The organism is Streptomyces sp. NPDC002573 (genome assembly GCF_042889625.1).
GTDB classification, from domain to species: domain Bacteria; phylum Actinomycetota; class Actinomycetes; order Streptomycetales; family Streptomycetaceae; genus Streptomyces; species Streptomyces gibsoniae.
In genome coordinates, this window is sequence record NZ_JBIARC010000046.1 from 39,117 (window position 1) to 52,540 (window position 13,424).

At 72.3% G+C, this 13,424-nt stretch carries 10 protein-coding genes and 1 pseudogene; 7 read left to right on the forward strand and 4 right to left on the reverse strand.

Annotated elements, in window-relative coordinates:
* Positions 1–14: 14 nt before the first annotated feature.
* Entirely contained in the window at positions 15–1,742 is a 1,728-nt protein-coding gene (locus tag ACFYX0_RS32855; RefSeq protein ID WP_388975832.1) for an ABC transporter ATP-binding protein, read from the reverse strand.
* 283 nt (positions 1,743–2,025) lie between these two features.
* Between ACFYX0_RS32855 and ACFYX0_RS32860 the strand changes: the two genes are divergently transcribed.
* From ACFYX0_RS32860 to ACFYX0_RS32870, 3 genes are all read left to right on the forward strand, one after another.
* Entirely contained in the window at positions 2,026–3,114 is a 1,089-nt protein-coding gene (locus ACFYX0_RS32860; RefSeq protein ID WP_311694652.1) for an S-(hydroxymethyl)mycothiol dehydrogenase, read from the forward strand.
* Positions 3,114–3,743, forward strand: coding sequence for an MBL fold metallo-hydrolase (locus ACFYX0_RS32865; RefSeq protein ID WP_355912802.1), 630 nt, complete (start codon positions 3,114–3,116; stop codon positions 3,741–3,743). The genes ACFYX0_RS32860 and ACFYX0_RS32865 overlap by 1 nt, the downstream gene beginning before the upstream one ends.
* Positions 3,744–4,140: 397 nt before the next feature.
* A complete protein-coding gene (locus tag ACFYX0_RS32870) occupies positions 4,141–5,109 on the forward strand; it encodes an aldo/keto reductase (RefSeq protein WP_388975776.1) in 969 nt (322 codons plus the stop codon).
* A gap of 42 nt (positions 5,110–5,151) precedes the next feature.
* Here the strand turns inward: ACFYX0_RS32870 and ACFYX0_RS32875 are convergent, their stop codons facing one another.
* Positions 5,152–5,703 carry an RNA polymerase sigma factor gene (locus tag ACFYX0_RS32875; protein ID WP_388975779.1) on the reverse strand — a complete coding sequence of 184 codons (552 nt, stop codon included), beginning with the start codon at positions 5,701–5,703 and terminating at the stop codon, positions 5,152–5,154.
* A 46-nt stretch (positions 5,704–5,749) separates the two neighbouring features.
* On the opposite strand from ACFYX0_RS32875, the gene ACFYX0_RS32880 reads away from it, so the two are divergent.
* The 4 genes from ACFYX0_RS32880 (at position 5,750) to ACFYX0_RS32895 (ending at position 10,461) form a co-directional block, all read left to right on the forward strand.
* Positions 5,750–7,153 carry a serine/threonine-protein kinase gene (locus ACFYX0_RS32880; RefSeq protein ID WP_388975781.1) on the forward strand — a complete coding sequence of 468 codons (1,404 nt, stop codon included), beginning with the start codon at positions 5,750–5,752 and terminating at the stop codon, positions 7,151–7,153.
* A 258-nt stretch (positions 7,154–7,411) separates the two neighbouring features.
* On the forward strand, positions 7,412–8,140 hold the full coding sequence (locus ACFYX0_RS32885) for a DUF4232 domain-containing protein (RefSeq protein WP_388975784.1): 729 nt from the start codon (positions 7,412–7,414) through the stop codon (positions 8,138–8,140).
* Positions 8,141–8,331: 191 nt separating this feature from the next.
* Positions 8,332–9,585 carry a hypothetical protein gene (locus ACFYX0_RS32890; protein ID WP_388975787.1) on the forward strand — a complete coding sequence of 418 codons (1,254 nt, stop codon included), beginning with the start codon at positions 8,332–8,334 and terminating at the stop codon, positions 9,583–9,585.
* An 84-nt stretch (positions 9,586–9,669) separates the two neighbouring features.
* Complete coding sequence (locus ACFYX0_RS32895) at positions 9,670–10,461, forward strand: SDR family NAD(P)-dependent oxidoreductase (protein ID WP_388975790.1); 792 nt, start codon at positions 9,670–9,672, stop codon at positions 10,459–10,461.
* 16 nt (positions 10,462–10,477) lie between these two features.
* Here ACFYX0_RS32895 and ACFYX0_RS32900 read toward each other — a convergent pair whose 3' ends face one another.
* Entirely contained in the window at positions 10,478–12,328 is a 1,851-nt protein-coding gene (locus tag ACFYX0_RS32900) for a glycosyltransferase family 39 protein (RefSeq protein ID WP_355915204.1), read from the reverse strand.
* A 385-nt stretch (positions 12,329–12,713) separates the two neighbouring features.
* A pseudogene (locus ACFYX0_RS32905) lies at positions 12,714–13,384 on the reverse strand (1,4-alpha-glucan branching protein).
* Positions 13,385–13,424: the final 40 nt, after the last annotated feature.

The window sequence follows — 13,424 nt, forward strand, 5'->3', positions numbered from 1 at the left end:
TCGCCGCGGCGCCCTCAGTCGCCCGCCGCGAGGAACTGGGTCGCGGCCAGTTCGGCGTACAGGGGGTCCGCGGCCACCAGATCGCGATGGGTTCCGACCGCGCGGACACGGCCCGCGTCCATGACGACGATACGGTCGGCCGCCGTCACGGTGGACAGCCGATGGGCGACCACGAGGACCGTCGTCGACCGCGCCACATCCGCGACGGTGTCCCGCAGCGCCGCCTCGTTGACCGCGTCGAGCTGCGAGGTCGCCTCGTCCAGCAGGAGCAGTCGCGGTCGTCGCAGCAACGCGCGGGCGATCGCGACACGCTGGCGTTCCCCGCCGGACAGCTTGGTCCCGCGATGCCCGACCAGGGTGTCGAGCCCCTGGGGAAGACGCCCCACCAGACCGTCCAGCCGCGTCGTGCGCACCACACGCGTGACCTCGGCGTCGTCCGCCTCGGGGTTGCCGAGCAGCAGGTTGTCCCGCAGCGACCCGGACAGCACCGGCGCGTCCTGCTCCACATAGCCGATGGCGGAGCGCAGTTCGGGCAGCTCCCACTCGGCGACGTCCCGGCCGTCGACCGTGATGGTGCCCGACTCCGGGTCGTAGAACCGCTCGATCAGCGAGAACACGGTCGTCTTGCCCGCACCCGAGGGACCGACGAAGGCGGTCATCCCGCGGGCCGGCACCGCGAAGGTCACCCCGTGGTGCACATACGGCAGATCGTCGCCGTACCGGAAGCGCACCTCCTCGAAGACGACGGCGGCCGGTCGCGCGCCGGGCGACGGCAACGACGCGGGCCGCGCGGGCGGTTCGGCGGGCAGCCGCAGCGCCTCCTGGATACGGGCAAGGGCGGCGGAACCGGTCTGGTACTGGGTGATCGCGCCGACGACCTGCTGGATCGGCGACATCAGATAGAAGACGTAGAGCAGGAACGCGACCAGCGTGCCCACGTTGATCGAGCCGGTCGCCACCCGCGCGCCGCCCACCGCCAGCACGGTGATGAAGGCGATCTGCATCGCGAGGCCCGCCGTGTTCCCTGCGGCGGCCTCCCATTTGGCGGCCCGCACACTCTGCCGCCACGACTCCTCCGCCGCCGCGTGGACGGCCGCCTCCTCGCGGTACTCCGCACCCGACGCCTTGACCGTGCGCAGCGCGCCGAGGATCCGCTCCAGCAACGCGGCCATCGCACCGACCGCGTCCTGCGCCTGCCGGCTCGCCCGGTTGATGCGCGGCACGATCACCCCGAGCACGGTGCCCGCGCCCAGCACCACGGCGAGCGTGACACCGAGCAGCACCACGTCCACCAGGCCCATCATCACCAGCGTCGCGACCAGCGTCAGCCCACCGGTGGCGAGACCGACCAGCGAGTCCGTGGTGACCTCGCGCAGCAGCGTCGTGTCGGAGGTGATACGGGCCATGAGATCGCCGGGCTCGGTGCGGTCCAGGGCGGATATCCGCAGACGCAGCAGATACGACGACAGGGTGCGCCGCGCACCGAGCACCACCGACTCGGCGGTGCGCCGCAGCACGTACGAACCCAGTCCGCCCAGCGCCGCATTGCCGAGCACGAGCCCCGACATGCCGAGCAGTGCCCCCGTAAGGGGCCGGTCGTGCGCCAGGTCGTCGATCAGGCCGCGGGCCACGAGCGGGAGCAGCAGCCCCGTGGCCCCGGTGACGAGCGCCAGCACCGCCCCCGCGAACAGCGTCCACCGGTGCGGTCGTACATATCCGAGGAGCAGCCGCCACGCGGGCAGCGCGGGGTCCGGGCCCGCTGCCGCACCTTCCGCATCCGCGGCGGTCCCGGCACCTTCGGCAGCTTTCGGCCGTTGCGGACCGTGCGCGTCCCGCGTGCCTTCCGTGTCTGCCGTGCTGCCCGTGTCTTCTCTATCGGTGATGCTCACACCGCTCCTCGCGAAGTGTCACGGCATTCCCTGCGCCATATGGGCGTTCAGCCTAATTTGCCGTGGATCATAGGGGTGGGCCGCCCCGGCCCGCTCCGGGCGCACCGCGCCCGCACCACCGACGGAAGGCAGCAGCATGGCGCAGGAAGTACGCGGCGTGATCGCCCCTGGCAAGGACGAGCCGGTGCGGGTGGAGACCATCGTCGTGCCGGATCCGGGTCCCGGTGAGGCGGTCGTGCGCATCCAGGCATGCGGCGTCTGCCACACCGACCTGCACTACAAACAGGGCGGCATCACCGACGAATTCCCCTTCCTGCTCGGCCACGAGGCGGCCGGCGTCGTCGAGTCGGTCGGTGAGGGCGTCACGGACGTCGCCCCCGGCGACTTCGTGATCCTCAACTGGCGGGCGGTGTGCGGCGCGTGCCGTGCCTGCCGGCGCGGCCGTCCCTGGTACTGCTTCAACACGCACAACGCCCGTCAGAAGATGACCCTCGCCGCCACCGGCCAGGAGCTCTCCCCGGCCCTCGGCATCGGCGCCTTCGCGGAGAAGACGCTGGTCGCGGCCGGCCAGTGCACCAAGGTCGACCCGTCCGTCTCCCCGGCCGTGGCGGGCCTGCTGGGCTGTGGGGTGATGGCCGGTATCGGGGCCGCCATCAACACCGGGAACGTCGGCCGTGGCGACTCCGTGGCGGTCATCGGCTGCGGCGGCGTGGGCGACGCGGCCGTCGCCGGGTCGTATCTCGCGGGCGCGGCGAAGATCATCGCGGTGGACATCGACGACCGCAAGCTCGCCACCGCGAAGGAACTGGGCGCGACCCACACCGTCAACTCCCGGCAGACCGACCCGGTCGAGGCGATCCGCGAACTCACCGGCGGCTTCGGCGCCGACGTCGTCATCGAGGCGGTCGGTCGCCCGGAGACGTACGAGCAGGCCTTCTACGCCCGTGATCTCGCCGGCACCGTCGTCCTCGTCGGGGTCCCCACCCCCGAGATGAAGCTGGAGCTGCCGCTCCTCGACGTCTTCGGGCGCGGCGGGGCGCTCAAGTCGTCCTGGTACGGGGACTGCCTACCCTCCCGCGACTTCCCCATGCTGATCGACCTGCATCTGCAAGGGCGCCTCCCGCTCGACAAGTTCGTGACCGAGACCATCGCCCTCGACGAGGTCGAGAAGGCCTTCGAGCGGATGCACCAGGGCGACGTGCTGCGCTCGGTGGTGGTGCTCTGATGACCGCCCGCATCGACCGCCTGGTCACCTCCGGCACCTTCTCCCTCGACGGCGGAACGTGGGAGGTCGACAACAACGTGTGGATCGTCGGCGACGACCACGAGGCCATCGTCATCGATGCCGCCCACGACGCCGACGCCATCGCCGAGGCCGTCGGCGACCGGCGGCTGCGCGCCATCGTGTGCACCCACGCCCACAACGACCACATCGACGCCGCGCCCGCCCTCGCCGAGCGCACCGGCGCGACGATCTGGCTCCACCCGGACGACCTGCCGCTGTGGAAGATGACCCACCCGGACCGGCTGCCCGACCGCTGGCTGGACGACGGCCATGTGATCGAGACGGCCGGCACCGATCTGACCGTGCTGCACACCCCCGGTCACGCTCCCGGCGCGGTCTGCCTCTACGACCCGGGTCTCGGCACGGTCTTCACCGGGGACACCCTCTTCCAGGGCGGTCCCGGGGCCACGGGCCGCTCGTTCTCCCACTTCCCGACGATCGTCGCGTCGATCCGCGACCGGCTGCTGACCCTCCCGCCGGAGACGGTCGTCCGCACGGGACACGGCGAGTCGACGACCATCGGCGCCGAGGCGCCCCACCTCGAGGAGTGGATCGCGCGCGGCCACTGACCCGCGAACGCGCCGGGCCGCCGACGCGAGAGACGCCCGAGCGCGTCCGGCTTCCGCCCCACGATCCGCGCACCCGGGTCCGTGGCGCGGGGGCCGGACCGGTGCCCGGTGTCGTGCGCCGGCGGGAGTCGCCGGCCACCCCCTGGGTCCTGTCGTCAAACTCCCGCCTGCCCCGCGACGCCATGCACGCTCCCCCACTCTCGGCTTCGCTCGAGCGGGAAGGGCCCCATGCCGCCGCAGAGCCCGCCCTCCGGGAGGACGACGGGAGTTTGACGACAGGACCTAGGGTGGGCAGGGATCACGTCGTCGGGGCCGGCGGCGGCGCCGGCCGGCCGTGAGCGGTCGGGTCCGGCGCTCCGCGACGCCCGGCCCCGCCCCGAGGGAAAGCAGGAGTGGCATGGAGTACGTGAAGCTCGGTTCGACCGGTCTTGACGTGTCCCGGATCTGCCTGGGCTGTATGAGTTTCGGCCTCCCCGACCGCGGCACCCACACATGGAGCCTCGACGAGGAGGCGTCCCGCCCCCTGATCCGCCGGGCGCTCGACGCCGGCATCAACTTCTTCGACACCGCGAACGTCTACTCGGACGGCACCAGCGAGGAGATCGTCGGCCGAGCGCTCGCCGAGTACGCCAACCGCGACGAGATCGTTCTGGCGACCAAGGTGCACGGACGGATGCGGTCCGGACCCAACGGCGGCGGACTGTCCCGCAAGGCCATCATGACGGAGATCGATCACAGCCTCCGCCGCCTCGGCACCGACTACGTCGACCTCTACCAGATCCACCGCTGGGACCCCACGACCCCCGTCGAGGAGACGATGGAGGCCCTGCACGACGTGGTCAAGGCGGGCAAGGCCCGGTACATCGGAGCCAGTTCGATGTACGCGTGGCAGTTCTCCAAGGCCCAGTACACGGCCCGGCTGGGCGGCTGGACACGCTTCGTGTCGATGCAGAACCACTACAACCTCCTCTACCGCGAGGAGGAGCGCGAGATGCTGGCGCTGTGCGCGGACCAGGGCGTCGGGACGCTGCCCTGGAGCCCCCTGGCCCGCGGCCGTCTGACCCGCGACTGGGACGAGACCAGCGAGCGCAGCCGCACGGACGAGTTCGGCAAGCGGCTCTACCAGGAGGGCGACCGGGCCGTCGTCGACGCGGTGGCCACGGTCGCCGCCGAGCGGGGCGTCCCGCGCGCCCGTGTCGCCCTCGCCTGGCTGCTTCAGCAGAACACCGTCGCCGCGCCCATCGTCGGCGTCACCAAGCCGCACCACGTCGACGACGCGGTGGCGGCCCTCGACGTCCACCTCACCGACAAGGAGACCGAGGCGCTCCAGGAGCCGTACCGGCCGCACCACGTCAGCGGTCACTGACGGGCGGGGGGCGGTACGGATCCCCGTACCGCCCCCGGTTCCTCACATGCTGCCGGCCAGCCAGGGCCTGACCTGCCGGCGCGCCTCGTGCAGACGGGATTTCAGCGTGCCCAGCGGGACCCCGACACGTTCGGCGACCTCCGCGTACTCCAGCTGACAGATGTCCCGGTAGACCAGGGGTGCCACCAGATGCGGATGCTCACGCTCCAGCCGCTCCAGGGCCTCCAGCAGATCGACGCGGGACCCGGCGATCACGCTGGTGGTCCGCGGATCGACGTGCTCGGTCGCGTCGATGGTCGCGGGCTGCTCGGCGGCCCGGCGCTTCAGTTCCCGGTACTTCTGCCGCGCACAGTTCGCGACCACCGTGTACAGCCAGGTGCTGAAGCGACTGCGGCCCTGGAACGTGGTGATCTTCCGCGCCACCTGGAGCAGCACGTCCTGCGCCGCTTCCTCGGCGTCCTCCCGGCACGGCAGGAACCGCCCGCAGCGCCGCAGGACCTCCGGCCCGATGAGCTGGAGCAGCCGGTCCAGGGCCACTGTGTCGCCTGCCGCCGCGCGTCGGGCGAGCTCCTCGGAATCCGCGGCATCCCCCACTGGGAGCTCCCCTCAAAGTCGATGTTCGACCAGGCATGATAGTCGTATGCACTCCCTGGAGCGGATCGACCGCTACCGCCTGGAACGCCGCCTGGGCGGCGGCGCCTTCGGCACTGTCTGGCTCGCCCACGACGACGACCTCGAGGCGCTCGTCGCGGTCAAGGTGCTCGCCGACAACTGGGCCCACCGGCTGGACGTCCGGGAGCGCTTCCTCTCTGAAGCACGCCTGCTGCGCCGAGCCGGTTCCAGCCGGGTCGTCCAGGTCTACGACATCGGTGAGCTGCCCGACGGCAGGCCGTACTTCGTCATGGAGTACGCCGACGGCGGCACCCTCGCCGACCGCCTCACCGACGGGCCGCTCCCGGTCGCCGAGGCCCTGCGACTGACCGCCTCCTCCGCCCGGGCCGCCGCCGCCCTGCACGGCGCCGGGATCGTGCACCGGGACATCAAGCCGTCCAACGTCCTGCTGAGCTCCGGGCCCGACGGCTCCACCCGGCTGCTGCTCGCGGATCTCGGCCTGGCCAAGAGCCTGGCGCAGGCCTCCGGGTTGACCATGGCCGCGGGCTCCGCGGGGTACGCGCCGCCCGAGCAGACCGAACCCGGCATGGGCATCGACGCCCGCGCCGACGTCTACAGCCTCGGCGCCCTCGGCTACCACCTCGTCACCGGCACGGTCCCCGCGGCGCCCGGCCGGGTGCAGCCACCGGACCGGCTCCGCCCCGATCTGCCGCCCGAGGCCCGGCGGGCCCTGCTGCGGGCCATGGAACCCGACCGGGAGCGGCGCTGGCCGACCGCGGACGCCTTCGCCCACGTCCTCGACGGACTCGCCGACGGCGTCGCACCGCCCAGCCTGGCGCCCTCGGCCCCGGCCGCCGTGCGTCCCCGCCGCCGTCGGGGGACCCTGCTCCTCGCGCTGGCCGCGGTGGCCGTCGCCGGCGGTACCGCCCTCGCCACCACCATGCTGCTCGACCACGCCGCGGCGGCGGACGTCACGGTCAAGGACGCCTCCGGGAGAATCCAGGTCGCCGTGCCCGCTGCCTGGGGCCATCAGCTGCGCGACTCCGGCTGGGACCCGAAGTCACTGGGCCTGCCGAACGGGCACGAGCCTGCCCTCGGCGTCGCCGACGACCTCTCGGCATGGCAGGACCTCGGCGGCCCCGTCAACGGCGCGTTCATCGGCCTGAGCGAGCACGGGGACCTCGCGGCCAAGGTGCGCGGGGTCACCCATTCCGGCTGTCACTACGAGGGCAGCCGTGACTATCGCAGCACGGCCTGGCAGGGGCCCATACGCACCTGGGACGACTGCGACGGCGGCAAGGGGTCCGTCACGGAGGCGGCCCTCGCCCCGGCCGACGGCACCGGCGGGATCCGGGTGTATGTGCAGTTGCGCCAGGACGGCGGCAGCGACCGCACAGACCGGGTCCTAAACTCGATGCGAGTCACCGGCTGACCCTCCGCGTGACGGACAGTCGGCCACCCCACACAACACAATGCGTGTCAGCCCCTCACCACAGGGCGTGTCAGCCCCCACACAGAACGCCTGTCGGCGACCTCCCACGACACGGCGCACGCCGGTCGTCCTCCAGCAGTGCACCCAGCCGGAACGCCCGAACTTTTCTCCCCGAGCACGCATCGGACAGAAAGGACGGAGCACACGGCACCGTCCGCACACGCCCTCCCGGGCGGTGAGTTTCGAGGAGCATCGATCATGTTGACCTTCCGGCGCGGCACGACGGGCCCGGACCACGACGGCACGGCCACCTTCCTGACGGCGCGACGCATGGTGTCGGCGCTGGGCGCGGTCGCCGCGCTGAGCCTGCTCACCGCCTGCGGCGGCCAGCACGGCACGTCCGGCACCGCCCCGCAGAAGCTGCCCGGTACGGCCCAGCCGGCCACCGGCGACGGCACGAGCGCCGACGGCTCGTCGAAGGACACGAGCGGCGGCACCACGGCCGCCTCCACCGGATCGAACGACTCCGGTTCCAAGAGCTCGACGGGCTCCACCGGGGGTGGCACCAGCAGCCGCTGCCACACCTCCGAGCTGCGCGCGTCCGTCGGCGCCAACAACCCCGGCGCCGGGCAGGAGAACTTCCCGCTCGTGCTGACCAACAGCTCGGGGCGGACCTGCACGATCGACGGCTACCCGGGCGCCGCCTTCGTCGACGCCTCCGGCAAGCAGCTGGGCTCCGACCCCCAGCGCAACGCCGGAAGCCCCGCCAAGATCACCCTCGCGCCGGGCCGGAGTGCCTGGGCGGGCCTGACGTTCTCCAACCCCGAGGTGAGCGGGGCCAAGACGGCCAAGCCCGCGGCGATCCTCATCACCCCGCCCGACGAGCGGGACTCCCTGAAGGTGACGTGGTCGGGCGGTCCGGTCCCCGTGTCCGGCAACTCCTCCACCGCGCACCTGTCGGTCTTCCAGGGGGGCACCGGCGTCTGACCCCTGCTCCCCCCGACCCCGCTGTCCGCCCGTCGGACAGCGGGATTGTTCATGGGACTGTCGCGTTTGTCACAGAGCGGCAACACGTGCCCAGCACCCCGATCTTTCCGCCGTCCTCGCCCATCGAACCCGTTCGAGCGACACCAACGGAGGCTCCGCACGGGGCCGTGACGAGGAAATCGGGGACGATCATGAACGGCATCTCACGCAGGCGTGTGCTGACCGCGGGCGCGACGGTTGGGGCCCTGGGCGCGCTGTCCGCCTGCTCGGGCGGTCTGGGCGGCCTGGACTCGGGCGGTGAGAGCCCCTCGCACCCCTCGGGCACGGCGCAGGCCCGGCCCCTGAAGCTCATCGGCGACGGCTCCACCGCCGACACCGGCGCCCAGCCGAACCAGCCCAAGGCCGAGCGGCTGAAGCCCGGCCAGCGGCCGCCGCAGTTCGTGGTGTTCTCCTGGGACGGCGCGGGCGAAGTCAGCAACCAGCTGTTCTCCCGCTTCCGTAAGATCGCGGCCGACCACAAGGCGTCGATGACCTTCTTCCTCAGCGGCATCTACGCGCTGCCCGAGTCCAAGAAGCACCTCTACCGTCCGCCGCAGCACCCGGTCGGCGCCTCCGCGATCGGCTACCTCGCCGACCGGCACATCCACGCCACACTCCAGCAGGTGCGCTCCGCGTGGCTGGAGGGCCATGAGATAGGCACCCACTTCAACGGCCACTTCTGCGGTGCCGACGGGGTGCGCAACTGGTCGTCCGCCGAGTGGAAGAGCGAGATCGACCAGGCCATGCGCTTCGTCACCGAGTGGAAGACCAACACCGGCTTCACCGACCTCGAACCGCTGCCCTTCGACTACCAGAAGGAACTGATCGGCGGCCGCACCCCCTGCCTGGAGGGCCAGACGGCCCTGCTGCCCACCGCCGCCGCGCTCGGCTGGAAGTACGACGCCAGCTCGCCCGGCGGACTGCAGATGTGGCCCGGGAAGGTGCAGGGCGGCCGGATCTGGGACTTCCCCCTCCAGTCCATCCCGTTCTCCGGACACTCCTTCCAGGTGCTGTCGATGGACTACAACATGATGTTCAACCAGTCCGGCGGCAACCCCCTGGGCGACAAGACCCAGTACGACGCCTGGCGCGCCCAGGCCCGCGACACCTACCTGGCCGGTTTCCAGCGCGCCTACGAGAGCAACCGTGCCCCCTTCTTCATCGGCAACCACTTCGAGCGCTGGAACGGCGGCATCTACATGGACGCCGTGGAGGAGGCGATCGGTCGGATCGCCGCGCACGACGAGGTGCGCATGGTGTCCTTCCGGCAGCTGGTGGAGTGGCTGGAGGCCCAGGACCCGGCGGTCGTCAGGAAGCTGCGCACCCTGGCACCGGGACAGTCACCGCTCGGCGGCTGGGAGGAGTTCCTCGGCACACCGGCGTCCGCGGCGCCCACGGCGGCCTGACCGGAGGTCCGGCCGTCGATGTCGGGCGGCGGAGCGTGGAACCGACCGTCGGCACCCGGCGCCGGGCGCTGTAGCGTCCGTGGCATGGATCACACAAGGCGGTTCGAGGGGTACGCGGTTCTCATCACGGGCGCGGCGCGTGGCATCGGCGCCGCGACGGCCCGCCGGCTCGCCCAGGAGGGCGCCCGGGTCCTGGTCACCGACGTGGACGCGGAGGAGGCCGACAGGACCGCGGCGGCGCTGCGGGACGGGGGCGGGCGAGCGGAGGCGTTCCGGTGCGACGTCGCCGACCGCGCCGGTGTGGAGGCGGCCGTCGCCCGCGCCGTGGAGGCCTTCGGGACACTGGACGTCGTGGTCAACAACGCCTACGGCTGCACCCCCGACGCCCCGCACTTCGAGGACGAGCCGGACGAGGTGTGGGCACGCGACCTCGACCTCACCCTGACGGGGGCGTACCGCTGCAGCCGCGCGGCGCTTCCGCACCTCGTGGCCTCCGGCCGCGGCGCGATCGTCAACATCGGTTCCGTCAACGGCATCCAGGACTTCGGCAACCACGCCTACAGCGCGGCGAAGGCCGGTCTGATGTCCCTCACCCGGACCCTCGCCGGCCACGCGGCCCCCCGCGGGGTCCGCGTCAATCTGGTCGCCCCGGGCACGGTCCGGACCACCGCGTGGCAGGACCGCGAGGCCGACCTGGCCGCAGCGGGCGAGCTGTACCCGCTGGGCCGGGTCGGCGAACCGGAGGACATCGCGGCGGCCGTCGCCTTCCTGGCCTCCCGCGACGCGGCGTGGATCACAGGCACGACGCTGTGTGTCGACGGCGGCCTGCTCGCCGTGAACACGGGATTCCGCCAGGCGGTACGTCAGCGCCGGTGAGCCACGCCGCGAGCGGTCACTCCTGTCGCGCTGACGGCTGGGCGTCGCAGCGGTAGAGCATCGGCAGATGGGCGCCCCCGCCGTAGGCCGACGACGGTATGTGCGTGCAGTGCGTGGTGACCCAGTGCGCGACGGCGGCGGCGTCGGGTGCGAGCGCCGTGTGGTGCCGGCCCTTCTTGGGCGGGTGGCGCAGGCCGACGTAGTGCAGCTCGCCCGAGTTGATCAGCCGCTGCATCGCCCCCGGGGTGGGGTAGGGCACCTGCCCGGTGAACCCGCCCATCGGCAGCATGGGCGCGTTCGCCGCGAGTATGTAGGCCGAGGCGTCGTTCCAGGCGGGCACGGCCGCAAGGTACTTCGCCCCGCCCCGGTGGGCTTCGAGATAGGCCAGGAACCGCTCACGGGCCGGCGTCAGCCGGGAGGGACCGCCGCCCCCCGGGCGGCTGGCGGGGCCGACCCGGGCCATGCCTCCCGGCTGGTTGTAGCGCGGGGACAGCGCCGAGGCCGACCACACGGTCGGTATCAGCATGACCGCGGCGAGTCCGGCGGCGAGTCCGGCCATGGCGATCCGCGGCCGGTGAGCGAGGCGCGTCCTGCGCAGGCCGAGCAGCGCGAGGGACACCACGCCCAGCACCAGGGCGGCGGGGCCCTGCCAGCTGAGGAAGTGGCGGTAGCACAGCGTCAGGGCCAGGCACCACACCACATTCACGGCGATCACCGTCGGCAGCACCCAGGCGCGGCGGCCGCGGCGCTGCCAGGCCCGCCAGGCCCGGACCAGCCCGGCGCCGCTCAGCGCCGACAGGGCCACGGCGACGACGCCCATGTAGTACGTGTGACCGGTGACGCTGCCGAAGCTGAACGCGGCGAAGAAGGTGGCCAGCCAGACGCCCCAGAGCAGGTAGCCGGTGAACATCCTGTCGGTGCGGCCGGGGCGGCGACGCCAGACCACCGCGAGCCCCCAGGCGAGGCCGAGCGCGGCCAGCGGGTACAGCCACCCCGTCTGGGTCGCCAGTCCCGGGCTGAACATCTTCAGCACGCTGTCGCCCATGCCGGGGCCCGGACCGCTCGCGTGGTGCGCGGCCTGGCCGGTGGCGATGCTGCCCGTCCCGCCCGCGTCGACACCGACCGCATCGAACCTGCTGAGGAAGTTGTAGCCCACGACCATGCTGTAGGCGGAGTTGTCCGTCGTCCCGTCTATGTAGGGGCGGGACTGCGCGGGTACCACCGTCGCGACGACCATCCAGGACACCGACACGGCCATCGTCACCACGCCGGCCAGTGCCATATGTCCGGCCCGGCGCCGCCAGGTCGTGGGCGCCGCCACCAGATAGGTGACGCCGAGCGCGGGCAGCACCGCCCAGGCCTCCAGCATCTTGCACTGGAACGCCACCCCCACCCAGACCCCGGCGAGCAGCAGGGTGCGCAGCCGCGCCCGCTCCACGGCCCGCCACGTGGCCTCGGCGGCCAGAAGCAGCAGCAGGACGAACGGCGCGTCCTCGACTATCGACCGGCCGAGCCCCACCGTCACCGGCGTGAGCGTCAGGAACCCCGCGGCCAGCAGACCCGCCGGGACGCCGGCCCAGCGGCGCACCAGCACATGGAGCAGCAGCACACAGGCCACGCCCTCCACCGCCTGGGGGAGGACCAGCGCCCAGGGGTGGAAGCCGAAGAGCATCGCCGACAGGGCCTGGGGCCACAGGAAGCCGGGCAGCTTGTCGAGGGTGATGGAGTTGCCCGGGTCGAACGAGCCGAAGAAGAAGGCGGTCGGGCTGTCGGTCATGCTGCGCACGGCGCTGGCGTAGAACACGTGATAGACGCTGCGGTCGATGCCCCATGTGTCGAGCACGGCCGCGAGCGCCAGGAGGGACAACAGGACCGGGACCTCGTACCGTGGCCGCGGCGTTTTCGATGCCCACCGCAATGGCCGCGTCCCGTCGTCGGGTCGGGGGAGGGCGGGCGGGGCCGCCGCGCCCGAGGCGGTGGGCTCGGGGCCGGACACAGTGGTCGGCTCGGAATGGGGGCTGAGCATGGATGGGCCCTTCCAGGACTCCCGCGGAACTCTTCACCGTCGCGTCGGCCCGGTCCCGTAGCTCATATGACCGGACCGACGACCTCGAAGAGGGAGTCGCATGCGCGTTCCGTTGCCTGACCTCCACAGGACGTCGGTAAGAACCCACTCACCAGCGTCCTACCTAGTGTTGTGACCGGATTACGCGAGGACCGGGCCGTGCCCCCGCACACAGGTGACGCCCCGATCAGATCCCGGTGTTCGACAGCGCCGCGAACACGGCCCGGGCCTCGCCGCCGTCGGGGGAGTGCCAGCCCGCCGTGACATGCCCGCCGCGCCGGCCGGGCCGGCGCCGCCCGGCTCCAGGACGCGCGTGACCCGGATGGTCAGGCGCCCCGCGGAGGGGGAGCCGGTGGTGTCCACGGTCACCCGGGTGTCGTCGGGGCCGCTGGTCACGGTCGCCGAGACGACCCCGGTGGCGAGAGGGGCACCGTCGAAGCGGGCGGTGACGGACGGGTCGGGGGTGTCGCTCACGTTCTGTGCCTGGGGTTCGGCACGGCCCTGGAGCAGCGCCAGCAACTCTGCGACGAGCACCGGGTCATGCGTGCCGTCGTAGATCCACCGCTTCCCCAGCACGCCGTGCTCGGACGTCCCGATGAGACCCTCCTCGGCTCCCTCCAGGGGAGCGGCCCGGTATGTGAGCGGTATGTGGTACGAGAGGGGCCGGTCGCCGGACTCGTCCGTGGTCACCATGAACTCGATCCCGACCTCGCCCTGGGGGTCGTCCAGCCGGAACCCGCCGGTCCGTGACAGTACCGGCTCGCCGCCCGTGCCGCGGTACCAGGGCTGGGCGGGCAGCCAGGGCGTCAGGAGTTCCAGCTTGGTGGGCGCCATGGTGGTGTGGTGAATGATCGACATGCCTGGTGAACGCCTGCCGTCCGGCGGGCGGTTCCCGGCC

Excerpts from the sequence above, each read along its gene's own strand:
- ACFYX0_RS32860 (WP_311694652.1), top strand. The coding sequence starts at position 2,026 with ATGGCGCAGGAAGTACGCGGCGTGATCGCCCCTGGCAAGGACGAGCCG.
- ACFYX0_RS32865 (WP_355912802.1), top strand. The coding sequence starts at position 3,114 with ATGACCGCCCGCATCGACCGCCTGGTCACCTCCGGCACCTTCTCCCTC.
- ACFYX0_RS32870 (WP_388975776.1), top strand. The coding sequence starts at position 4,141 with ATGGAGTACGTGAAGCTCGGTTCGACCGGTCTTGACGTGTCCCGGATC.
- ACFYX0_RS32880 (WP_388975781.1), top strand. The coding sequence starts at position 5,750 with ATGCACTCCCTGGAGCGGATCGACCGCTACCGCCTGGAACGCCGCCTG.
- ACFYX0_RS32885 (WP_388975784.1), top strand. The coding sequence starts at position 7,412 with ATGTTGACCTTCCGGCGCGGCACGACGGGCCCGGACCACGACGGCACG.
- ACFYX0_RS32890 (WP_388975787.1), top strand. The coding sequence starts at position 8,332 with ATGAACGGCATCTCACGCAGGCGTGTGCTGACCGCGGGCGCGACGGTT.
- ACFYX0_RS32895 (WP_388975790.1), top strand. The coding sequence starts at position 9,670 with ATGGATCACACAAGGCGGTTCGAGGGGTACGCGGTTCTCATCACGGGC.